Consider the following 22,412-nt stretch of genomic DNA (forward strand, 5'->3'; position numbering starts at 1 on the left):
AGTGGGGACCTCGGATTACGTGGAGACACCCACCGCCCCGCTCTGCTTCGAGTACGACAGCGGTGACAACTCGGGCAGACCCTTGAAAACTTCCATTGCGATGACCTCGACGCACTTGCTGAAACGAGAGAAGGTCTGGTCGTCCCCGTCGCCGAGCAAGACAGCCTGGCCATCCCAGGCGGCGTTACGGAAGTTCTTACCGAAGTGAACGATCGCCCTGATCGGTACCCCAGGCTTCCCGATAAAGTCGCGGTCGAACGACTCACGCAGGAACGTCGAAGCTGCCACTAGCCCGTCATAGGCGTCATCGATGGCGGGATCGCCAACCGGTTCGTCTCCTGACTTTCGAAGCACGGGCAGTTGCTTCCAGTGGTACGCCTGGCGCCCTTGGGCGTCGTAGACGATGTGTTGCATCTCGGCAGTTGCTGGTGTGCTTAGGCGCGGCCGCGTCTCCGGAACTTCGACATGCATGTCGACCGACAGCCACCACTCGCCGTTCTCAGCCAGTACCCGTTCCTGCACCAAGGGCGGGGGAACCACACCGGACCCCGGGGGAAGGCGCAGCGACGTCGCGGCGTTCTGCGCGTTCTGCAGCCGACGCACCGACTCTTGGATCTGGTCCTTGGAGACCTTCCCGGCTTCCCCAAGAGCGTTGATGGCGTCGACGAGCCGTTGGGCGGCCTCGCTGAGGATGTCATCACGGACCCTTTCGGGAATTTCACCCTCCACGGAGTAGGGGATCATCTCCAATGCCTCGTAACCACGCAGAGTGACTTCAAAGATCGGGCTCTTATGCTGGCGGGCGAGCATGGCGCCGTGGCTCTCCCAACCGGTCCGGGTCAGCATGGAAGCATCCCAATACCCGTACCTTCGGAAGAACGCAACGGCTGTGCTGTTACGAGCGAGCTCTGCGTACACCAGTCTTGCGGCCGTGCGCACATGGTTGCGCGCGCATCCACGCAGTGAGGGCTGTGGCAATAACGCCACCGATCACGGTCAGAATCGCACCGAGCAGCGTGCTGTCCACTTAGCTTGCCGTTTAACGTCCTGCCTGAAGTCGCTCAGTACGAGTTGTCGAGTTGGTCTACGAGGAATCGAAGCTCGCGAGCTCGGCGCCGAGACATGCCGTGTATCACGGCATCCAGGAACTCCCGTGCTTCGAAGGGGCTGCCGCAGCATTCCCACACACCGCAGCCGCCGTCCTCGTACTCACTCCAGAGGTTGCGGTACGGGTCCCGCACGAACCCTCGCCAAATCCTCACGGACTCGGCCGTGACGCCAGGCCACAGGTAGTTCCGGCTCCTCTCGACCCTGGCAACTTCGGCAAGAGCGGGCGGGGACAGGCCAGCGATAGGAGGTTGATAGGTAAGCCGGTGCCGCGGCCACTGCTCGGCGCGGACACGCCCGGGCCGTCTACGCGGCATGGGCCTTTCTGTAGAACGTCATGGGGTGATCCTGCCAGAGACGGTTGCGCCGTGGCACCTGACTTGCAGCTCAGTCCGTTCGTCGCGGCTTCGTCCCCTTCTTGTGGTGTGCGGGGCGGTTGTACGGCTCGCCGGTGGCGAGGACTCGTCCGACGTCGTAGCGGTTGGCGGTCCGCCGGTTCTTCGATCCTCGTGGCCTGCCGGGGCCGGGCCGGCTGGGTTTCGGTGCACGGGCTGGCGTGCCTGTCTTCGCCCGCAGGTTCCTGAACCCGCGACGGACTCGGGCAGGGGTGAGTCTGTTCGGTTCAGCCGGCCGCTCCCACGGCCGGCGGAGATCGCGCGCGAGGGGGCGGGCCAGGCGGAGCTGAGCGTGTGCGGCCAGGACGAGCCATGTCCAGCGGTCGGCGGCCTGCGAGTCCCGCAGTTTGGGCCGGGTCCAGCCGAGAGTCTGCTTGAGCAGTCGGAAGGTGTGCTCCACGTCGAACCGGCGAAGGAACGCCTGCCAACAGCGATCGACCTCCTGAGGATCGGCGCCGGTGCCCGACCACCACAGCCAGACGGGCTTGTTCACACCGCCGCTGGGCAGCTTCTCGACCGACAGGCGGATCACGGTGCCCTCGATGATCGGCAGCGGCTCTTCGTGATCGCCCCATGCCGCCCGGCGGGTCAGCCGGGGATGCAGCCGGTCCCACGCTTGCGCCGTCGCCGTCCCATACCTGTCGGTGTCCCTGAGGGTGACCACGTCTGGATCACCCCAGGTCCCGGGTCGGCCGAAGACGAACTCACCGCCATGCTTGGGCGGGCGGCCGCCCTGCGGCGGGCAGATCCACGGCACCGGAACGGGCTTACGCATCACCCGGTCCGAGCGGAGCCTGCCCAGAACCTCCACGGGCAGGTCGGCCAGGAGGTGAGCGATGCGGGGCCCGTCGTAACCCGCGTCCAGCACGACCAAGACCTTCGGGTCCCCGTCGCGCCACTGGCTGGCGTCCACGAGACGTTGGACGACGTCTCTGACTTGGTCGGCGGTGACCGCGGCCAAGTCGGCGCCGGGCTCCAGCCGGATTGCGTCCAGCAGCGCGGTCCATGAGGTCCGGCCGGTCTCCAGCGCGGCGACGATCGAGTACGGCCAGCCGGGCACCATCTGATGCTTGCCCAGGCCCCGGCCGAAGGTATGCCAGAAGGAGCGGTCCGAGGAGGTGTCGGCGTCCGGACGCAACCAAGGGGAGACGTCTACCGCCAGCACCAGCCGACCGTCAGCGGCTCGGGGAAGCGGGACATCGGTCAGTGCCCGACGCAGCCGGGCGACGTCGATCCGGCCGTGGTTGATTCCGGAGTACAAGGCCCCGTGCCCGCGCCGATGCTCGGGAGCGAGCGCCAGGTCCACGAGGGTGCGGACCGGACCGTCGGTACACAACAGCGCGTCGCACAGCTCGAACAGGGCGTCGCTCCGCGCAGTCAGGCACGCGTATAACTCCGACCGGAACTCCGCCACCACCGTGAACGCGTCTCGTTGAACCTCATGATCGACCAGTCCCACGATCCCGGCCTCCGTGCTGCGTTGTCGCTCAGCACAGGATCGTCCCGCGGCCCCTCCCACATCTGGTGAACTGGGGAAACACCGAACAAATTCGAACATTGTTCGACGGCGGACGTTAAACGGCAAGCTTAGGCCATGTTTTAGAAGTTGCTCGTGTGCTGGGTGGGTCGTCCGGGGAAGTCGCGGGCGGCCATCCAGATCGTGAGGTCACGGGCGATGTGATTGATGCTGGTCTCGGTGGCGACGTCGTGTTCGTGGCGGGTGGTGTCGCGTCGGACGACCTCGTAGCCGCCTTCATCCAGGGCCGCGACGGAGGTGAACCAGACCGGGTCGTCTTCATCGGGCTGGATGACGACGAAGGTGTTGTCCGAGTCGTTGAGGTCGTCGATCAGCATGAACAGCGCGTCCTCGGACGGGTCCTCGATGTGGTCGCCGCTCTCGCTCTCGGCCCGGTAGTACGTAGCCCCCATCGGCCCTGTCTCCCCTCAACCCGCTGACCTGATCGCGGCCAGAATGACATGCGCGACCGACACTCCTGGCAGGTCACAGCCATTCATTGATCGCGGCGATGAGAACGGTGGCCTCGAATCGGACCGCGAGCTTGTCGAACCGGGTGGCCACCGCCCGGTTCCGTTTCAGCCGGTTGATGCCGCACTCGACCGCGTGCCGGGCCTTGTAGTCCTCACGGTCGAAGGCCGAAGGCCGCCCGCCAGACATCCCCCGCCGCTTGCGGTGGCCGACCTGATCGGCAGGTTCCGGAATCGTGCAGCGGATCCCGCGCCGACGCAGATAGGCACGGTTCGCGCGCGATGAGTACCCGTTGTCGGCCCGCACCCGCACCGGACGGACCCGTGGCCGGCCCAGGCCGAGACGCGGAACCCGGATGGCTTCCAGCACGGCCGTGAACTGTGGGCTGTCTCCCCGCTGACCTGCTGTGACCAGCAGCGATAACGGCCTCTGTCCCTGTTCACAGGCCAGGTGAATCTTCGTGGTCCAGCCCCCGCGGGACCGGCCCAGGCCGTGGTCGTCCGGTTCGGCCTGGTGGCCGCCCGGCGGCTCCTTCTGGGCTTGGCCGTCCCGACGTGCACCGGCCGCGTGTTGATGGGCCCGGCAGATCGTGGAATCGACGTTCACATCCCAGGTGATCAGCCCGACGGCGTCCGCCTGGGCCTGCAACCCGGTCAGTACCGACGACCAGACGCCATTGCGCTGCCAGCGCCGGAAGAGCCCATAGACCGTCTGCCACGGACCGTACTCCAGCGGCAGATCCCGCCACGGGGCACCGGTTCGCACCCGCCAGCGGATCCCGTCGATCAACCGCCGTCGGCACACCGACGGTCGGCCCAACACCGTGACCGGCAACAACGGCCCCAGCACTGCCCACTGGTCATCTGAAAGATCCCCTCGCCCCACACCTAGATCATCACGGCACGAGGCGAGACCCGGACCCCAGTTCCAAAACACGACCTAGGTGTCTCACCTCCAATCACTCTTGATCATGGTCGAGGATGGGGTGTTTCCTGCCAAGTCGGACACGGTGGCGTCGGCTACACCGTTCCTGGAAGGACCAGCTCCGCCGCACAATTCGACGATAGGCGTCGAGTCGCTGACCCGCGACGACTGCGTTGGATGACAACGGACAGCTGACAAGTACCTTCTGCCTTGCCCGAGCAGTGCCCTTCCCGGCGCTGGCGCCGTTGATCTCGTCATGAGGAAAGCGATCTACATGACTGCGGTGGCACTGCTGCTGGTCGGCACGGCCCCGGCATACGCGAGTGGGGGCGCTGACAAGGGTCCTGTGAGCGTCGGCGTGATCGGCGAGGGATTGAAGGTGAAGGAGGTACGGGCCCTGCTGAAGGGCTGGTACCCGGGTGCACGGGCTGAGGTCTTCGTGATGCGGGGCGGCAAGCGGGTTCGGACGGTGGGGCCGTGGAAGGCGACCGAGTCGCTGGAGGTCGGCGGGCACAAGTTCGAGCGCGCGACATGGCAGGTGGGCAAGTCGTTCCGGCACGGAGACCGGATCTGCTCCAGCTTCGGCCACCGCGGCGAACGCCCTTGCGTCACCATCCAGCGCTGACCACGGCCCCGTGCCCGCAGCCGAACAGGGGCGGGCACGTATTGTAGGTTCCGATTTCAGCTGTCGGCCGGTGGCGACGTGACCTGGTGTTTTGGGGCGCTGTCCAGGCTTCTTGTCGGGGGCTTTGTCCGGCCGATCTGTCGGATTCTTCAGGCCGTGGCGCGGTGTTGAGTTTCGTGTCGGGCGGCGCGGCGGCCCTCGCTTGTGAGGGTGTAGAAGGTGCGGCGTTTGCCGGGGCCGCGGCCTGGGGTTGCTCTGTTCATCCAGGTGATGTCGTCTTCGAGGCGGCTGGTGAGCCAGCCCGCTTGTTCGAGCCTCTTGAGCCGGGGATAGACGGTTCCTGGATCGAGTCCGGTGCGGGCGATGACCTCGGCTCCGTAGAACTTCTGGTTCGGTCGGGCGAGCAGATCGTGCAGGAGGGCGAGCGTTGGCCTTGTGATGCGGATGCGTTCGACCGCGATGTCGTCGAAGGGGGTGGGCGGGCCGGGGTTGCGGCGGGTCCGAAACTTAGCATGGGCGGCTTCCAGGACGTGGTCATCGGGCGGGGCATGGGTGGGGTCGTGCGGAAGTGAGGCGGTCATCAGGGCCCGGACACGATCGGTTTCGAGGTCTCGAAGCAGTCGTCGGCCCTGCGGGGTGGGCTGTTGAGGGCGGCCGAAGGCCGCTCTGGTGAAGAGGCTCTTGCCGATGTCGCGTTCCAGCCGCTGGAACTGTGTGACCAGCGCGTTGGGTTCGGTCTTGAGGTGGCGGGCGGCGCTGTCGAGGGACGGGAAGCGCATGGCGATGTGGAAGCGGTGGAGGCGGAGCCAGCCGTGAAGGGTGCCCTCGACGGCGGATCGAACATCGCGAGGGAGGCTGGTGTCGATCTTGGTCATGATGGTGCGGCTGTGCACTCCTGGGGGCCGGAGGGGAACGTTCAGGTGCTTGAGGCGCCGGCGGACTGTTTCGTCTTCGGTGCCGAGTTCTTCGGCGATGTCGAGGGTCGAGCGCTTGCGGGTGAGGTATTGCTCGCGCAGCCAGGTCTCGTCGATGGGGAAGGGCTTGCGGGTGCGGCGGACGGTGAAGCCGAGGGCGCGGGCTTGGACGACGGCGATGTGGCGGGGGATGCCGGTTTCCCGTGCGATTCGGGTCAGTGTCTTGTCGCCGTCGACGTACTCGCTTTTCAAGAAGTCCGCGGTGAGGACCGTCTTGGCCTGCTGGTGCAGACGCCAGGAGCCGACACTCGAAGACCTGCCCCACTCGCGGGGCTCGCAGGGAACCTGTTCGAGTGCGAACCGGATATGGGTGAGGGTCGTGTCCAGCTCCCTGGCCGCCTCTCGGGGGGCCCGCTGTTCGGTGATGACGATGCGTCGTACTTCTTCCAGTTCGATGTCTTCGAGGTGTCGACCGGGGAGGTCGAGTCCATCGGCGCACTTTTGTGGCGGTTCCCATGTCAGGGGCTCGTTGATGTTCAGGTCGTGCAGGACGCCGAGCGCGTGCCGATGGAGAGCGTCTCGCTGGTCGAGGGTCAGGGAGGGAGGGAAGGCGAAGTACCGGGACCGGTCGGGTGCCGATCGCAGGGCGAGGGGGTGGCATGGATCGGTGAGGTCGGCGCTGGTGAGGAGCTGGTTGAGATAGCGCTGGGCGTTGAGGTAACGGGGGGCCTGGGTGGTCTTGGCGCTGAGCTGTTCACCGGGCTGGGTGCCGGTGCGGAAGCAGAGCTCGCGCCACTGGTCGGGGGTGATCGGGGCTGCGGGAACGAGGCGCCGTCGGCGTTCGTAGTCGATGGGGCTGCCGTGGTCGTCGAGGTAGTGGGCGAGGTTGCAGAGCGCGGTGAGCACGTCCGGGTGCCCGGACTTGAGGGCGCGCTGCAAGGTGACGGTCATCGCGCTCGGCAGGTGAGGTCCAAGGCGGTCGGTGACGCCGCGTGCCCGAAGGACAGGTTCCCCGGGCAGGAGAAGCAGTGCGGCGGCGATGCCGCGGAACAGGTTCTCCTGCATCCCCTCCTGGGGCATGAGCCGCACTGTCCAACCGGGCCAGAGCAGCTGCGGAACGTTCCGGATGCGTGCGCTCGCGCTGCGATCGCCGGGTTCGGGAACGCGGGCGCGTGGGGTGGAGGAGGAGAAGCGGACGCGGTCCAGAGCGCCCATGATCTGGTCGCCGGCGTGCAGGAAACGGCGCCGTGTGCCTGGTGAGAGCCGGGACCATTGCTCGGCGGTCATGGCCTTGGGGATCACCTTGTTCGGGGTGTCGCGCCGGGACCGCAGGACGTGGACAGCGTGGACGGCCGAGTCGTCGTCGGGTGTGTCGAGGAAGGCCAGGGCCGCGTGGGCGATGACACCGCTGGCGGCGGCGTCGAGCGGCTTGACCCGGTCGGCCGGAGTCCGGGTGGCCAGCGGCCGGCGGCGCCAGCGCTCGCGGACCGTCCGGCCCATCGTCTGAATGTCGTTGTCGTCGATCGTGTGCATCAGCCATGGCGTGCACTGGTTCAGGTCGGCCAGGACCGTGCCGGCCGTGGACGGCGTGGCGAGCAGGACGTCGACGCGGTGCTGAGCGGCGAGCAATGGATGATCGGAGTCGAGCGGCAGAACGTCGGAGCTGGTCAGGTCGGTGCCGCAGACCGACGTGAGCCGGGAACCGAGGGTGCAGGTTCCCGCCGGGAACCGCAGAGTGTGTCCGGGGAGCCTGATGCGTACTCCTTCGCCGCAGCCGGAACAGGTGTCGTGCAGCAGGGCCTCGTGCGTGGTGCAGGCGAACGTCCAGGGCAGCCACCACTTCCGCAGCCACCGTCCTTCCCGCTCGGCCAGGCACTGGGGACAGAACCGGCATCGTCGTTGCCGCCTGGGGCCGAAGGGGAAGTCGCTGCCGATCACCGCCTGATCGAGGCGACCCGCTGGAAGGCCGGTGCGGATCTCCAGCTTGCGCAGCACGGCGACGGGCGGGGCGCTGACCAGCAGGCGGGTGAGGTGGTGCCGGGGCATACCCAGGACACGCAGGAACGCGGAGAGCGTCAGGCCGTTGCGGCGGCCCAGCGTCTCCAGCCAGCTGTCGAGACTCTCGCCGTCCAGGATCGGGATCCGCAGCGGCAGGACACGTGCTTCGGTCACGAGGCATCACCGAGCACGGAAGTGATCTTCGCGTGAGCCATGGTGGCGGCCAGCTGCTTGCGGGCCTGCTCGGACGCCTCATCGAGCCGGACGCCGTCCAGGACCTCGCGGGTGATGGCTTCCGTGCCGGTGCGGATCGCGCGGTAGCAGCCGCGCATGAGCAGCGTGAAGTACGACCCGATGTGCCCGCTGGTGCGTTCGAAAAGGTAGTCGGCGTGGCGCAGGAGCCTTCCGGGCCGGTGCTCGGCGAGTACGAGCTGACGTTCAGTGGACTTGATCAGGCTCCGCCAGTGGCGTCGGCCCTGCTCGGTGTCGAGACGGAACGGATCGACACCCAGGCGGGTCCAGCGGCGGGCAGTCTGGGCCAGGGCCACGTTCTTGCCGGTCAGGCCGTCTGCGAAGAACCGCCGCTCAGCGAGGCCGACACCGACATAGATGAAGGTGACCGGCAGCTCGTTGGCGAGCCACTTGAGGTGGTTGGACACCGCCAGGCCGTCGCGGCGGTCGAGGTCGATGAAGTGGATGTCGTCGATGATGCCGAGCTGGGTCTCGCAGGACAGGACGCAGTCCAGGGCGTGGCTAGCCAGGGCGGCGGCGTTCGCCCGGTCGGTGGCAGGGTGGCCGTAGTACTCGCAGATCATCCGGTTCAGGGTTCGCAGGGTGGTGTTGGAGGTCAGGCCGACACGGAAGACGGGGATGCGTTCGTGTCCGGCCTCGGTGACCGTGGACAGGCGGCGCATCTGCTGGCGGTCGAAGTCGCGGCCGAACAGGTTGGCGATGGTGGTCTTGCCCAGGCCCGGCAGTGCGTCGATGACGGCGGCGGAACGGATGCGGTCGCCGTCCTGCCGGTTGGCGGCGACGATCTGTTCGAGTTCGTCGTGGATGCCCGCGAGTTGCGGCGTCTGGACGATGCCGAAGTTCGCATGCCAGTCGTGCCGGGAGTCGTTGTAGTCCTCGGCTGCCGCCTCGGTCAGCGCGGCCAGTTGGGCCCGGGTCAGGATCTCGGGCCGCTGGCGTGGCGGGGCGTCGGCGAAGCGGCGCCAGCCCTCCTTGCGGGAGAGGCTGAACAGGTTGGGCTGCCTCACTCGATCACCTCGAAGGCGTCAGCGTAGAAGTCGTCGCCCTCGGGGGCGTCGAACAGCTCGTCCTCCTCATCGCAGTCCCCGGCCGGCAGGTCGGGCACCAGCCTCAGCTCCGGAGGCGTCAGGGGACCGGACTGCTCGGGCAGCACCGGCAGGGACAGGGCGCCGCGTTCTGCCGACAGCCGCACCGCCATGCGGCGTTCGCGCCGGTCGGTGACCATCCCCTGGTCCCAACGGGCCAGAAGATCCGACAGGGCCTGCGAGGCGTCGATGTGCCGGCCCTCGCGTGCGGCCAGACGGCGGGCATAGGCGGCGGCCTCACCGCTGAAGGCCATCTTCAGCGCCGGAGCGTGTTCCCAGAACAGGGGATGCCAGGAGTCGTCGGCCGGGTCCTGGAAGTAGACGAACCGCACGTCGTCAGGGTTGACGTGGATCGGCCACTGCCGCCCGAGACCGGCGTAAGGACTCGGTGCGTTGCGGTAGCCGTCCAGCACGGGCCCGTTGTAACGCAAGCCATCGACCTCGACCCCGTAGTGCTGGATCGTGCGCGGCTTGACCGCGAGGAACTGAAAGACCAGGTCCGACGAAGCAGGCATGCGAAGGCGCCCGGCGCGGGCCAGGCCGATGCGCAGCATCTCCAACGGGGATAGCGACAGCTTAGGCCACTGCGGGATGACCAGTCCGTCATGCTCACGCCGGTGGTAGACCTCCGTGATCCACTCACGGATGATCTCCTCCACCTCGTGGATGAAGAAGAACGCGGCGTCCTCGACCGCCTCCCCGCGGCTGTGGACGTCGGGCCCCTTGTAGGCGGGAAGGTGCTGGATCAGCCCCTCCCGCAAGGTGCGGAAGAAGCGCTCGACGGTCGGCTTGTCCGTGGGCTTCTTCGGCTGGGCCGGCTGAATCGACATCCCCAGCCGCGTGCAGACGCCGATCACGTGCGCGGACATGAACGCCCGCCCGTGGTCAATGACCAGCGTCTCCGGCGGACACAGCCCGCCGCCAGGGGCGAGCCCGTCCTCGGTGAACACCACCTCGTCCCACAGCCCGTGGTAAGGAGCGAGCACGGGCCGGACCGTGTCGTCCAGGGAAGGACAGACCGCCTCGAACAGCACTCCGGCAACGTCCACCGCCTTCGTGGAACAGGCCGTCACCCGAAGGCCGACGATGCAGCGCGAGAACAAGTCCTGGGCGACGGTGAGCTGAAGCGGAACCCAGCGGCAGGTCACCGGTTCCATGGCGTAGATGTCCAGGTCCTGGGTGTCGAGCACGACGTACTCACCGGGCCGGGTGGCCCGCAGCCGCCCGTAGGTGCCCTGCGGCCTCTCCGCGATCGAGCGGCGGGCCTTTGCACTGCCGGACACCGCGTTCGTGCCCTTGGCCAGCCAGGCGAGCCGGGCGTAGGCCGTGCTCCGCGACGGGATCGGAACCGTCCCCTTCCCGTACTCACTGGTCAGCCGCTCCTCGGCCCGCAGCAGCAGAGCCGACCGCGTGGGGGTCGAGCCGGTCGCCGACTCCGCCATCACCCGGCGCACCGCCTCCTCCCACCGGGGATCGACGCTGGAGACCCTCCCCGCCCGGGCATCGACGAGGCCGGCCTCCCCGCTCTCCCGGTAGGCGGTCAGCCACCGCTCAATCGTGCGAACCGAAACACCCAGCTCAGCGGCCTTGGCCGCAGACCGGTCCTTCAGCGGAAGATCGGGGTCGTAGGCGGGCCTGGGCTCGCTCGGCAGAGCAACGCCGACATGCCCAGACCGGTAACCGCTGAGCACCTCCCGAACGTGCCCCGCCCGTTCCTCCAGCCGCTGACGCTGGTCTGCCGACAAGCCCGCCAGCAGCAGGCCAACCCCGCTTGAGGCGGTCGGCGCGGGAACACCGATCGACCGGGCTCCGGCTGCAAGCCGCCCGAGCGGAACGGAGCTGTACTCGCCTGTCCGCTCGCTGCGGACCGTCGTGCGCAGACCCTCGATGTCCTCGACCTCGACGACGTCGCCGCCGAAGAAGAGCCGGGCCCCCGGAAACAGGGCCATCGCGTAGGCGTTCATGCCGCCACCCGGATGCGGCTCGCACGGCTCAGCGGAGCACGCAGTTCGGTGACGAGTTGGCCGGACCAGACCAGGTGCAGGACGACCGGACGGACGATCTCGCACGAGTGGCGTCCGGCCAGCGCGGCCTCGACACCGCCGATCGTCGACTGGTCCGCGGCGACCTCCATCACATGCGCAATGAGCGAGGTCTCCACCAGGTCGCGGCGCCTGTAGCCGGCCAGGAAGCGCACGTTCTCCACGACGGCAGGCTCGGCCCCCGACCAGGTCTCATAGACCCAGCCGCGGTGCGAACACACCTGGCGTGTCCAGTCGAACTGTGCGATCACCTTGGGATCCTTCATGCGTGAGGAGGCTTTGACGTCCACGACGGTCACCAGACCGTCGGCGTGGACAAGGAACAGATCGGGAACATGGCGGCGGACGCGCGTACCGTCCGAGCCGACCAGTTGGAAGGGCTGGGCCGCGATCTGCGCGATATCACCGGCGAAGTCGGCGATCAGGATGCGGGCGAGCTCCAACCGGCTCTCGTAGGCCACCATTCGGCCCGTCGTTGAGGCGTGGTACCAGCCCGAATAGTGTTTCCGGCCCCGGTACCAACGGAACTCGCGTACGGGGAGTCCGCCGGCGACCTCGTCCACCGGAATCCGGTCGAGAGGGGCCTCGACCAGCCGTCCGTTGGCCCGCCGATACGTGACCCGGACCGTCCGACAATCTGTCGCGTCCGCGTCGCCTGCACCAGTCCCCATGGTCGCCCCTTCGTGCCCGATGTTGTCGACACCAGGACACTGGCCACCACCAGCGCTAACGTGAGCGGAAAAGCGGACAAACCAAACGAAAGGCTGGACCGCGGACTGCCAGTGTGACGCTGGTGCCGGGGCGAGGGACGGCACGGGGCCGGAGAAGCTGCGAAGGTGCGCGGGTGTTAGCTTCCTTCCTATGGTGGAGCACCAGGAACAAACCAGGGCGGCCTACGACGGAGTCGTCGAGCTGTATGCGTCGATGTTTGCCAATCGTCTGGAGACGCAGCCGTTCGCGCGGAACATGATCGGCACCTTCGCCGAGCTGGTGCGCGGGACGGGAATCCCGAGGGCAGCCGACGTCGGGTGCGGACCTGGACATCTGACGGCCATGCTGCACGACTTGGGACTGGACGCCTTTGGGCTCGACCTCTCTCCGGCCATGATCGACCACGCTCGGCAGGCCCATCCGGCACTGCGGTTCGACGAGGCGCGGATGGAGGCTCTGCCGGTCGAGGACGGCGCGCTCGGCGGCGTGCTGGCCCACTACTCAATGATCCATACCCCGCCCGGGGAACTGCCCGCGCTGCTTGCCGAGCAGGTACGTGTCCTGGCGCCTGGGGGCCTGCTCCTGGTCTCATTCTTCGCGACCGACGGACCAGAGCCGGTCCGCTTCGACCACAAGGTGACGCCTGCCTATAGCTGGCCGGTGGACCAGTTCGCCGAATTGCTGGCCGGGGCTGGGCTCGTCACGGTCGCCCGGTTGATCCACGACCCGGCCTCCGAGCGGGGCTTCCTCGACGCCCACTTGCTGGCCCGCCTCCCCTAGAGCGGGGTGACAAACGCGAGCTCATCTGCAAGGGCACCGTTGGTGTCGCCTCGATCCGCATCTGGCTCCAAGACCCCGTCACGTGATCACGGGCCAGGCCGTAGTAGAGACTCAGCTGGACGAGTCGGACGACAAGTTGATGACAAATCACTTGGACAACGACATCTCTATTCGGAACCTACACGTATGGCATCAGCCGACGATGCGCCGGACGACGAGGATCGGGCCGAGTTCGCTCTGTTGCACCACGGAGACGGGCCGGCCGGTCCGTGGCGCGTGCACGACATAGCCGTAGCCGATGGCCATGGCCACGTGCTCAGGGGCGTCAGCCGTACCCCGGACGAAGAGCAGATCGCCGGGAGCGATGGTGCTGGCGGGGGCGGCTCGTCCGTCGTGGATCTGCGTGTAGGTGGTGCGGGTGATTTCCTTGCCGGCGACTCCGTACGCGCGCTGGGTCAGGGAGGAGCAGTCGCACCGCTCGGATGGGTCGCTGCCGTGGGGGTTCGTGCAGCTGCCGCCCCACTGGTACATGGTGCCTAGCTGGCCCAGCGCCCAGCGGATCGCGGTCTTCACCTCCATCGGCGCGGTGGCCGGGATCTGGTAGCCCTCCGGCAGGGTGCCGGGCGGGATGCTCCCGAAGTCGACGTTGCCGACGCCCTGTCCGGCGCACCTTCCCGGGCCGAAGCCGCCGCCGAGACCAGGCTGCCCCGGCATCGGGCCGACGGGGGCGGCGCCGAGGGTGGGGGCGATGGCCTGCTGGAGGGCGGTCGCGAGGGGCTCGTGCTTGGCGTAGGCGTCGGGGAACCCGGAGCGCTGGACCTTCTGCGCGGCCACGGTGACGGGCATCTGCTCCCAGTCCTTTATCTCCATGAGTCCGTTGTAGAACTTGGTGCTGGAGTAGACGGGGTCCATGATCTGCTCGCGGGTGCCCCAGCCCTGGGAGGGCCGCTGCTGGAACAGGCCGAGCGAGTCGCGGTCGCCGTGGTCGAGGTTGATCAGGGTGGACTCTTGGAGGGCGGTGGCCAGGGCGACGACCTGGCCACGGGCCGGCACGCGCTTCTGGATGCCGGTCGCGACGATCGCCTTGGCGTTGGGGATCTGCTTTTTGGGCTCGTCGAGGCCGGGCACGTTCACGTCGCCGCTGCCGGCGAGCATCTCCTTGACCTTGCGGGCTATCTCGGCGGTATCCGGGTCGAGGCCGGGCTGGCCACCGGCGGGGCAGCCGGCTGCCGCAGCGGCCTCGGCTTCGCTCTGGCCGAGGCCGGCCACGTGGGCTCCGATGGCGGCCAGCAGAACGAGCGCCAGGCCGAGCAGGCCCGCGACGCCGGCCAGCCACCCCTTGAACTTCTTCTTCACGAGCGGCGCTGCCGACGGCGGCGGAGGTTCAGCTCCCGCTCCTCGCTACGGCTCAGGGACGCGTCGCTGGGCCGCCGGGGGGACGCGGTCGGGACGCGGCGCGGGCCGGGCTGCCGTGGGGTGCCGCGGTCCAGACGCTGCCGGAGCTGCTGCTGGCGCGGCGAGACCGCCGGCTGGGCCGGGACCTGGTGGCGGGGCTGATGACGCCTCGTCGCCTGCGCGGCCGGGAGGTTGGGCTGATTCGGGACGGTGACCGCCTGGCTGCTGCTGGCGAGGTTGTGCGCCGGGCCTCCGGGGAGCTGGTCCGCCGGGGTGCCGGGCGGGTTGAGCGGCTGCGCGGGCGGGTTCTGCGGCGGGACGGGCGGTGTCTGGCCCGGGTTGCCGGCGTTGCCCGGCTGGGGCTGGGGCTGGGGCTGGGGCTGGGGCTGGGGCTGGCCCGCAGGCCGGGCCGGGCGGCGGCCGCCGTTGCCCCCGGACTGGATGCGGTTCATCAGGGCGACGGTGCTGACGCTGGAGGAGGTGGCGTAGCCGAGGGCGGCGATCGGATTGCCCGAGGCGAGGGAGACGCCGACCATCGCGGTGCGGACCGCGCCGCGGGTGATCTTGCGGGCGATCGACTGGTTCTTGGCCACCGGGGTGGAGGAGGGGGCAAGGGCGGAGTTGTTGGTCCCGCCGATCCGGGCGGAGGACATCTTGTCGCGCCACTTGGCCGCAGCCTGCTTGGACTTGACCGTGAGGGCCTTGCGCTTCTTGATCGCGCCAAGGCACACGATGTCCACGGCGAGAAAGCGCAGGGTGAGCTCGTTGCCCCAGTCCTGCTGCACGGGGTCGAGGACGGCCTGGACGATCAGGATGAGGACGGCGAGGCCGATGATGGAGGCGAGGAGCTGCCCGAGGGAGTGCAGGACAGAGGCGGCCCAGTCCCACAGGTAGCCGCGGCCGGCGCCGGGCATCAGCCCGGCCACGAGAGCGGGTTCGGCCCGTACAGCGTCCCAGGCGATGCGGCACTGTGCGACGAGGAAGCTGCCGGCGAGGCCGGCGATCAGGACAGTGACGATCAGGGCGGCGACGAGAAGGAAGATCGCGCCGCCGACCTTGTCCATCGATGCCCGCTTCGCGGCCTGTACGTCGCCCTTGACGCAGTCCTTCTCGAACTGCTCCATCGGCGGGTTGCCGTAGTGGTCGACGGTCCACTGCTTGGCCAGGGGCAGGGTCCAGTCGGTCATCTGCGCGCCGGTGGGGTCGATCCAGGCCCGGTAGCTGTTGAGTTTCTTCAACCGCTCCATCTGCTGGTTCATCGCCCGCTCGTAAGCGAGCTGCGTGATCTTGGTGTTGCTGTACTTCTTGGCGCAGTCGCCTTCGAAGACGCGGCCGTACTGGAGCAGCATGGCCGGCTTGACGATGAAGGCGTCGGTGAGTGCGTTGGTGAGCGGGCGGGAGAGCGCCCGGGAGCTGGCGGAGTCTTCGTCATCGGGGGCCTTCTCCTTGGGGCCGGGGTTGGCGTCGAGGATGATGTCGGCGACTTCGAGGGCCAGGCCGCGGGCGGCGGCGATGGCGCCGTCCTGTTCACCCAGCAGGAGCTGCGGGGGCGAGGACAGCAGCGTGGCGGTGAGACCTGCGATCAGGAGGGACAGCGCCGCGTCCCCCCACCCCTTGGCCCGGTCCCCGAAGAAAATGCGCACGACGGCGATCAGGGCGCACACCGACAGGAACAGGGACGGCAGACCCATCTGCAGGATGACTTGCGTGTGCAGGCTGTTCGCAACGGACAGGACGGGCGCCAGGAGGAGCTTGGCGAGGCCGAAGCCGAGGGCCCAGACGATGAGCCAGCAGCAGAATGCGATGACCCACTTGGTGGTCATGAAAGCCAGCTCGGTGATCAGGTTCTGGATGGTCAGGTCCCAGTCGGCCAGACCGCCGGTGTCCGACTTCACGGTGTAGGCCGAGATCGGCAGGTTCCGCTCGTCGGTGACGTTGAAGACGGCCAAGACGCCGCCCTCGTTGGGCAGGAGCTTGCGCAGGCGCTCCTCCTCGGCCTTGAGGTAGGCCTCCTGCAGGTCCTCCGAGAGGCGCTGGTTGAGGTCGGCGATGAGCTTCTCAATCTCGGCGAGCTCCTCCGGCGTCGGCGTACGCGTACCCGGTGTGGGCGGCCCGAGGGGGTTGGTCGTCGGCGGGCTGGTGGGCGTCGGGGTCGCGGACGGGTTCGGCTCGGCGAGGGCCGGCAGCGAGGTGAGCATGGTGAAGGCGGTCGCAGCGAGCGCCGCCACGAGCAGGGCAAGGCGCAGACGGGCTGTGCCGAGCAGCCGCAGCCGCTTGAACGGGGCGCGCAGGACTCTCATGCCGCCGCCTGCAGGCTGGTCGGGGTGGTGTGGATGACGCGCTCGATCGCCCGGTCGCGGGGGATGAGGACCCGCATGAGGCCGATGCGGCCGGCCAGGTCGCGGTAGAGGCACTCCCCCGCGCGGGCCCGTCGCTGGTCCTCGGGCAGGCCGAGCGGGGAGAGGCCGCCGGTCACCAGGTCCAGGAGGTCGGTGTCGGTGGAGTCCACCCCGAGGAATTCGAGGCTCCGCGCGGCCAGGGGGCGGCTGGTCTGCCGGAAGACAAACCTGTGCGGGATGAGGCCGCGGACGATGGCGCCCTTCTCGCTGTCGGCGGGGCCGATGTCGTCGGCGTCGTGCGAGCCGACGTACGCGGCCGCGTTGCGCTTGCGGCCGTCGCGGAGCAGCTCCAGGAGCAGCTCCAGGCCCTCGTCGCTGGAGGTGAGCCACCAGCACTCGTCGAAGACGGTGACAGCGAACTCGTCCCGGGAGCGCATCGCGGTCTCGCGGGAGACGGCAGCGATGAGGTACATCAGGGCCCGGCCCAGGACCTTTTCGAACTCCAGGCGCTGGATCCGGTGCTCACTCGCGAGCTCGGACTTCTTAGGCAGGGCGAGCGCGCTGACGAGGAAGACGACGGAGTCCGCGCGGTGGGTGTCGACGACCGGCAGCGTCTCGTCGAAGACGACACGGGCGAGGTCCTTGCGGGCGACCGAGGCGAGCTTGCGGGCCAGGCCCTGGGCCGCCGGGTCAGTGGCGCCCCGGGCGGTGAGCTCCTCCATGAGTGCGCGCATCGAGGGCTCCGGCCGGCCCAGGACCGCCTGCACGGCCTCGGAGAGGGCGACGCCTTCGAGGTCCATCGGACGTACGCCGAGGAGCAGGGTGAGGAAGGACTCGGTGAAGCGGGCCGCGACCTGGGGGCTGTTCTCCTTGTAGAGGCGCAGCGGGTCGAGGGAAACCTCGGCGGTGTGGTCGATGCGGATCAGCTGGGTGGTGCCAGGGCACGCCTTTGCGAACCGCGCCCATTCCTGGTCGGTGGTGCGGTCCACGATGACGGCGCGGCCGCGGCTGCCGGGCCGACCGAGCTGATGCCCGCGGGCCAGGACGTTGTAGACGGCGCCCTTCATTCCGACCGACTTGCCGGCGCCGAGCTCGCCGAGCCAGGCCATCGACGCGGACGCGTTCTCCCGGGGACCGCGGGCGGGGTCGATCAGGACCGGTCGGGCGCCCCCGGAGGCGACCTGGAGGCCGTACAGGCCGCCGCGCTCGTCACCGAGCTGGGAGCCGCACCAGGGCATGGCCATCGCGAAGTCCCGCGCAAGGAGGATCTGCGCGTACCCGGCCATGACCCGGGGGGTGCGGCAGCCGGGCAGCATCGCCTGCCACAGGTTCGCCTGCTCCCCGGCGGGCCGGGAGAACGTGTAGTCGGTGGACCCGAAGTCGCTCGCGAGGGCGGCGGCGCGGTCCATGGCGTCGCCGGGGCTGTTACCCCACACGGCGAGGGTGACCATGGCGCGGATCTCCACCTCGCGCCGGTTCGCCGTCAGCCGCTCGTGGTACTCCTCGTTGTCGGCCTGGTTCCGGGCGACGGCCGCGGGCGGGCCAGCCGGGTCACCTTCGTATTCGGCGGCCTGGGCCTTGAGGTGCCGCGCCCTCTTGCGGACCTTCGGCTCGGCCTTCGAGCCGGGCACGATGACCAAGCGCGCGGTCCAGTCGACGGGGTAGGCCAGGTCGTCGAGCTGCTGAAGGTAGGCCGCGCCGGGCAGCGCGAACGCCTCCGGCATCTCCGAGAGAGCCAGGAGCGCCTGGTAGGAGTCGCCCCACTCGCTGGAGACCTGGAGGAAGCGCCGCGTGAACGGGTTGGCCGGCAGGGCAGGGCCGGAGTTGAAGTCGGCGCCACCTTCGCCGACGAGGATCTCCCCCAGCGCCGCGGTGTTCCGGCCCCGGCCGCGGACCGGGGTCTCGGTGCCATCCGGGAGGAACGGTTCGGCAAGCCCGCGGCGCGCGCTGTGGCCGTAGATCCACAGGATCTCCGCCTCGGACGCCGGCCGCATCGACACCCCGGTCGGCCACTGGGCCTGGATCCGCTGGGCCTGCTCCAGGCGCCGCTGCACCTCCGCGGCGGTGACGACCGCAGGCATCAGCCCGAGCTGCAGGGAGACCTCGGCCCGGGCCGCCCGGAACGCGGAGAGCACCGCGTCCTTCTGCGACAGCGGGGGCAGCGGGAGCGCGAGCCAGTCGGTGCGGCCCGTCAGCTCCATGGACTCCAGCTGGTCCAGGACCGCATGGCCGAGGCTCTCGTAGCGGGGCGCGCGCTCCAGGTCGATGTCGTCGACCATGGCGCGCACCACGGCGGTCGGGTCGATCTGGGGGCACAGCGACAGCAGCATCGGCTCGCCGGTCATCGCCTTGAACAGGCCCTCCAGAGCCTTGAGACGGCGCTTCTTCACAGCGGCCGGGGCGTGGGAGTAGTTGGTCGCAGCAACGCGCCACACCGCCCAGACGGTGCCATGGGTGGTGAAGATCAGGTTCTGCTGGACGTGCCGGATCGGCAGGCGCATCGTCAGTTCTCCAGTCAGGTGCGGGTGGTGGGGGCGCGTCGGGCGAGGAGGGCCTGCACCCCCGAAGCCACCGGCGCGGCGGGCACCGAAGCCCCTCCGGGTACTGGCGGCGCGGCAACGGGTGCTGCGGGCCGGGGCCGGGCCTGCTTCGGCCGGGGCTCCCGTGCGGGGGCATCGGTGATCGCCGGGGCAGTGGCTTCGGTGGCTTGCTCGTCGGCGGGCAGGTGGATACGGGTGTCGCCGCGGGTGGGCCGGGCGGGCCGGTAGGTGCGGCCGCGGAGCTGGCCGCGCCGGGGCGCGGCCAGCATCAGGGCGATGCTCAGCAGGGCGGCCGCGGGGTTGCGGCCGTCGATGTGCAGGTGTCGGAGCACGAACGCCACTGCGGCGGGCAGGACGAGGAGGGCGGCGACGTCGAGCCAGCCGTGGCCGCCCCACACGGGGCGGGTCAGGATGAGAGCGGCGACAGTGGAGACGATCCCGGCGAGCTGGGTCATCGTGTAGGGGCCGCCGGGCAGCCGGATCCCCCGGCCGCCGTTGACGTCCCGGATCACCCCGTGGACCAGCGGAGCGCGGCGGGCCTTGGTGTAGCAGCGGCCGATCAGCTCGAAGTCCGGCTCGCCGCCATTCGCGGCGGCTTCGGTCACTGGTCACTCCGGACGGCGTTGGGGCCGCCCTGGTACTGGACGATGTCCTCCGTCGTCTTGTTCTTGAGAGCGGGCATCTGGGCGGCCAGACCCCAGACGACCGCCGCGAAGATGCAGGCCATGATCGTCGGACCAGGTGCCTTGGTCTTCCAGCCAACAACCACCACGAAGGTGCCGCAGAGAATCGGGATGGCCACGTCAAAGATCAAAGTCCTGATGGAATTGCCGAGGCTGGTGCTGGTCTGGATCCAGCCCTGGGCGAGGGTGACGTCGTTCAGCCCCTGGGCGAGCGTAATGGTGTCGTTCAGCATGTCGGATGCTCCTTCTACGGGGTGTGGATGGGTGCCGGGCTCGGCGAGCCGGCCGGTTCAGCAGCCCCGGGCGTGGGGGCGAGGACAGGGGCGCCGTCAAGGCCGACGATCTCCCAGCGCCCGGCGCGGGCCTTGAGGGCGAGCGCGTAGGTGAGTGGGAGCCTCACCCCGTCCTGGCCGGTCGCCCGGAGGGTGACGAGCAGGCGCAGGGTTGTGCCGTCGCCAGGGACGGAGACGACCGGCTCTCCCCCGGTCTCGCCTTCGACGGCGAGCTGGTCCACCGCGACGCCCGAGTACGGAGCCGGGGACGGCGCGGACAGGCGAGTACCGGGCGCGAGGTAGCGGTCGAGCTCGGCGCCAGCCTTCGTGAGGTAGGCACTCAAGAAGCTGGTAACCGCCTGGGCGCGCGGGTCGGTCGGCAGCGCCGGGTGCATCGCGCCGTAGACCAGCTCCGGGGTCTTGGCCCGCTCAGGGGCGGCGACCTCGGCTGGCAACGCGAGCGCGGTGTACGCGGTCACTCCCCCGGCACCGGGCGCGGTGGCCACGGGCACCTGGAAGTAGCGCACCGGGTCGGCTGCCGGAGTCAGGGAGGTGCCAGGTTGCGCGGACGGCGCCAGCGCCGACTGCGCGCCGGTGACGCGTGCCGCGACGGTAACCGCCCAGACCGAGGTGTCGGTCTGACGCAGCCGGACGACGGTCAGCTGCTCGCCCTGGCGCTGGCCGGAGACTCCGTCGAGCTGGAGGCTGCTGGCCGGCGGGTAGTAGGCGGCGAGCTTGGGCTCGTCGCCGCGGCCAGCAGACAGATAGGCGGCCAAGAAGAGGCTCGCGAAGCCGGCCGCGCCCTGGCCGCCGCTCGCGGACGGTGCGAATGGGGCGGCCTTCGGAGCCGGGGCTGCGGACGTAGTGGGCACCGACAGGTAGGCGAGCGCGCCCAGGAGAGGCCCGAGGGCGATCAGGCCCCAGACGATCCACCGGATCAGTGCGGCTGAGTTGGCCTGGGCGCCGGTCGACCATCCGCCGACCCAGCCGGCGTCCTGCGCTGCTTCGGGCACCTGGACGGCCTCCGGCTGCGGCTCAACTGGCGGTACCGGCCTCTGGCGGCGGGTGCGTACGAGGCTCATGCCGTGCCTCCGGCCGAGCGCAGGGTGTGGCCGGCCAGCTCCGCGCTCCGGTTCCGGAGTCCCGCCTCGGGTCGGAGGCGCAGCGCGGCGAGCGAGGCGAGGGCCAGCTCGGCATCCTCGTCGAGGAAGGCGCGGAGCTTCTCGTGGGTGCCGGTGTCGAAGGGGCGGCTGACGAGGGCGGCGCCGAGGTGGATGAGCAGACGCTGGGCGCGGGTGACGCGCTCCTCGTCGGCGTCCAGCGACGTCGCGGTGGCGGTTGTGGTCAAGACACATCTCCAAAGGGGGGAGCGGACGGTCGCCGGAGCGGTGTTCCGGTCATGCCGCGGGCGCGGGCTAGAGAGATGCTGTGAGGCGGGCCAGGGCCCGCGAGCGGCGGCGCTGCCACGCGCCGACCGTGGTGCCAGCACGGGAGGCGGCCTCGGCATCCGGGATGCCGCCGCTGATGTGGTGCCAAGCCAGCGCCTGCGCGTCGGCGGTGGACAGCGCGCCGTCGCGGACCGCGACGAGGAAGAGCTCCAGGAGCTCCAGCCGGGCCGGGGTGCCCTCAGCGTCGCCGGCCGGCCCGACGTGGAGGCCGGCTTCCGCGGCGGCCGCGCGCACGGTGCGGGCGCGGGCGATCTCGTACGGGCCGGGTGCCGGGTCGGCGAGGTGCTCGGCCGTCGCGAGGTCCTCCCCCGCCGGGCCCTGCTCGGCGCCGAGCTCGGCGAGGACCTGACGCAGGGTGTCCAGCGTGAGGTTGGCAGCGGGTCGGCCGGGGCGGAGGTGGATACGGCCGGAGCAGGCGACCTCGTAGAGGGCAGCCACGGTCACGTGACCGACGGCGTCGCGAGTGCGGCCACCAGTCACGCGGACCTGGCCGCGGGTGATGCGGCAGGCGGCAGGGAGCATCGCCTGCACGATGACGCGGGCGGCGAGAGCGGCTGATCGGTCACGGCCGGCGGCGCGCTGAAGGAGGGCCCGCATGACGGCATCGGTCAGTGCATCGGTCACGTCGTTGGCCGTCGGCCGGAGCGCGGCGAGGAGCTGCTTGGGCGTCAGGGAGCCGGACCAGGAATCGGTCACGGCCGCGATGCCATCCAGGTGGCCATCGGTCACCCAGTCGGCCACCGCCTGGCGCAGGGCGGGGTCCGCGCACACCGCGGCCCAGTCCGCATCCAGCCGGTCGAAGAACCCGCCGCCGGCGGCGGGGTGCGAAACGTCGTGCACGACACGTCTCCTTTCGGATCTCGTGCCGTACACACTCCTCGGACCGGCTTGCCCGAAGGCTTGCCCTCAGCCCTA

General features: G+C 69.5%; 18 protein-coding genes. 2 read left to right on the plus strand and 16 right to left on the minus strand.

The genetic code is table 11. The annotated features are described in order from the left end of the window. Window positions 1–15: 15 nt before the first annotated feature. From JYK04_RS01650 to JYK04_RS01665, 4 genes are all read right to left on the minus strand, one after another. Window positions 16–846, minus strand: coding sequence for a gluzincin family metallopeptidase (locus JYK04_RS01650; RefSeq protein ID WP_189747668.1), 831 nt, complete (start codon window positions 844–846; stop codon window positions 16–18). 648 nt (window positions 847–1,494) lie between these two features. Continuing rightward, entirely contained in the window at window positions 1,495–2,961 is a 1,467-nt protein-coding gene (locus JYK04_RS01655) for an NF041680 family putative transposase (RefSeq protein WP_189747670.1), read from the minus strand. Between the two features lie 140 nt (window positions 2,962–3,101). Next, window positions 3,102–3,431 (minus strand): hypothetical protein, encoded by a 330-nt coding sequence (locus tag JYK04_RS01660; RefSeq protein ID WP_189747672.1) that lies wholly within the window; start codon window positions 3,429–3,431, stop codon window positions 3,102–3,104. A gap of 73 nt (window positions 3,432–3,504) precedes the next feature. Beyond that, the gene (locus tag JYK04_RS01665; RefSeq protein ID WP_189747673.1) at window positions 3,505–4,374 is read right to left on the minus strand and encodes an IS5 family transposase; all 870 of its coding nucleotides are present in this window, start codon (window positions 4,372–4,374) and stop codon (window positions 3,505–3,507) included. 313 nt (window positions 4,375–4,687) lie between these two features. Between JYK04_RS01665 and JYK04_RS01670 the strand changes: the two genes are divergently transcribed. Beyond that, entirely contained in the window at window positions 4,688–5,038 is a 351-nt protein-coding gene (locus tag JYK04_RS01670) for a hypothetical protein (protein WP_229876918.1), read from the plus strand. 149 nt (window positions 5,039–5,187) lie between these two features. Here the strand turns inward: JYK04_RS01670 and JYK04_RS01675 are convergent, their stop codons facing one another. Genes JYK04_RS01675 through JYK04_RS01690 form a run of 4 tightly spaced genes read right to left on the minus strand, consistent with a single transcriptional unit; the run spans window position 5,188 to window position 12,000 of the window. After that, window positions 5,188–8,124 (minus strand): TniQ family protein, encoded by a 2,937-nt coding sequence (locus tag JYK04_RS01675; protein ID WP_189747677.1) that lies wholly within the window; start codon window positions 8,122–8,124, stop codon window positions 5,188–5,190. Continuing rightward, a complete protein-coding gene (locus JYK04_RS01680) occupies window positions 8,121–9,209 on the minus strand; it encodes a TniB family NTP-binding protein (RefSeq protein WP_189747679.1) in 1,089 nt (362 codons plus the stop codon). The genes JYK04_RS01675 and JYK04_RS01680 overlap by 4 nt, the downstream gene beginning before the upstream one ends. Beyond that, window positions 9,206–11,251, minus strand: a complete 2,046-nt coding sequence (locus JYK04_RS01685; protein WP_189747681.1) for a helix-turn-helix domain-containing protein — start codon at window positions 11,249–11,251, stop codon at window positions 9,206–9,208. The genes JYK04_RS01680 and JYK04_RS01685 overlap by 4 nt, the downstream gene beginning before the upstream one ends. After that, window positions 11,248–12,000, minus strand: a complete 753-nt coding sequence (locus JYK04_RS01690; protein ID WP_189747683.1) for a TnsA-like heteromeric transposase endonuclease subunit — start codon at window positions 11,998–12,000, stop codon at window positions 11,248–11,250. Before JYK04_RS01690 ends, JYK04_RS01685 begins: the two co-directional genes overlap by 4 nt. A gap of 190 nt (window positions 12,001–12,190) precedes the next feature. Between JYK04_RS01690 and JYK04_RS01695 the strand changes: the two genes are divergently transcribed. Then, on the plus strand, window positions 12,191–12,820 hold the full coding sequence (locus JYK04_RS01695) for a class I SAM-dependent methyltransferase (RefSeq protein ID WP_189747685.1): 630 nt from the start codon (window positions 12,191–12,193) through the stop codon (window positions 12,818–12,820). 192 nt (window positions 12,821–13,012) lie between these two features. Here JYK04_RS01695 and JYK04_RS01700 read toward each other — a convergent pair whose 3' ends face one another. From JYK04_RS01700 to JYK04_RS01735, 8 genes are all read right to left on the minus strand, one after another. Beyond that, complete coding sequence (locus tag JYK04_RS01700; protein WP_229876919.1) at window positions 13,013–14,176, minus strand: C40 family peptidase; 1,164 nt, start codon at window positions 14,174–14,176, stop codon at window positions 13,013–13,015. After that, window positions 14,173–16,515 (minus strand): hypothetical protein, encoded by a 2,343-nt coding sequence (locus JYK04_RS01705; protein ID WP_189747687.1) that lies wholly within the window; start codon window positions 16,513–16,515, stop codon window positions 14,173–14,175. Before JYK04_RS01705 ends, JYK04_RS01700 begins: the two co-directional genes overlap by 4 nt. Next, a complete protein-coding gene (locus tag JYK04_RS01710; RefSeq protein WP_189747688.1) occupies window positions 16,512–19,055 on the minus strand; it encodes an ATP-binding protein in 2,544 nt (847 codons plus the stop codon). The genes JYK04_RS01705 and JYK04_RS01710 overlap by 4 nt, the downstream gene beginning before the upstream one ends. A 14-nt stretch (window positions 19,056–19,069) precedes the next feature. Further along, a complete protein-coding gene (locus tag JYK04_RS01715) occupies window positions 19,070–19,699 on the minus strand; it encodes a hypothetical protein (RefSeq protein WP_189747690.1) in 630 nt (209 codons plus the stop codon). Continuing rightward, a complete protein-coding gene (locus JYK04_RS01720; RefSeq protein ID WP_229876920.1) occupies window positions 19,696–20,010 on the minus strand; it encodes a hypothetical protein in 315 nt (104 codons plus the stop codon). Before JYK04_RS01720 ends, JYK04_RS01715 begins: the two co-directional genes overlap by 4 nt. 14 nt (window positions 20,011–20,024) lie before the next feature. Then, window positions 20,025–21,131: a conjugal transfer protein gene (locus JYK04_RS01725; RefSeq protein WP_189747692.1), complete on the minus strand. Its 1,107-nt coding sequence runs from the start codon at window positions 21,129–21,131 to the stop codon at window positions 20,025–20,027. Continuing rightward, on the minus strand, window positions 21,128–21,397 hold the full coding sequence (locus tag JYK04_RS01730) for a hypothetical protein (protein ID WP_189747694.1): 270 nt from the start codon (window positions 21,395–21,397) through the stop codon (window positions 21,128–21,130). Before JYK04_RS01730 ends, JYK04_RS01725 begins: the two co-directional genes overlap by 4 nt. A 67-nt stretch (window positions 21,398–21,464) precedes the next feature. Continuing rightward, window positions 21,465–22,337, minus strand: a complete 873-nt coding sequence (locus tag JYK04_RS01735) for a hypothetical protein (protein ID WP_189747696.1) — start codon at window positions 22,335–22,337, stop codon at window positions 21,465–21,467. Between the last annotated feature and the right edge of the window lie 75 nt (window positions 22,338–22,412).

This window comes from Streptomyces nojiriensis, assembly GCF_017639205.1.
Taxonomy (GTDB): Bacteria; Actinomycetota; Actinomycetes; order Streptomycetales; family Streptomycetaceae; genus Streptomyces; species Streptomyces nojiriensis.

Coding starts and splice junctions, on each gene's coding strand:
- JYK04_RS01720 (WP_229876920.1), bottom strand. CDS start 20,010: ATGCTGAACGACACCATTACGCTCGCCCAGGGGCTGAACGACGTCACC.
- JYK04_RS01710 (WP_189747688.1), bottom strand. CDS start 19,055: ATGCGCCTGCCGATCCGGCACGTCCAGCAGAACCTGATCTTCACCACC.
- JYK04_RS01690 (WP_189747683.1), bottom strand. CDS start 12,000: ATGGGGACTGGTGCAGGCGACGCGGACGCGACAGATTGTCGGACGGTC.
- JYK04_RS01695 (WP_189747685.1), top strand. CDS start 12,191: ATGGTGGAGCACCAGGAACAAACCAGGGCGGCCTACGACGGAGTCGTC.
- JYK04_RS01670 (WP_229876918.1), top strand. CDS start 4,688: ATGACTGCGGTGGCACTGCTGCTGGTCGGCACGGCCCCGGCATACGCG.
- JYK04_RS01650 (WP_189747668.1), bottom strand. CDS start 846: ATGCTGACCCGGACCGGTTGGGAGAGCCACGGCGCCATGCTCGCCCGC.
- JYK04_RS01725 (WP_189747692.1), bottom strand. CDS start 21,131: ATGAGCCTCGTACGCACCCGCCGCCAGAGGCCGGTACCGCCAGTTGAG.
- JYK04_RS01660 (WP_189747672.1), bottom strand. CDS start 3,431: ATGGGGGCTACGTACTACCGGGCCGAGAGCGAGAGCGGCGACCACATC.
- JYK04_RS01705 (WP_189747687.1), bottom strand. CDS start 16,515: ATGAGAGTCCTGCGCGCCCCGTTCAAGCGGCTGCGGCTGCTCGGCACA.
- JYK04_RS01685 (WP_189747681.1), bottom strand. CDS start 11,251: ATGAACGCCTACGCGATGGCCCTGTTTCCGGGGGCCCGGCTCTTCTTC.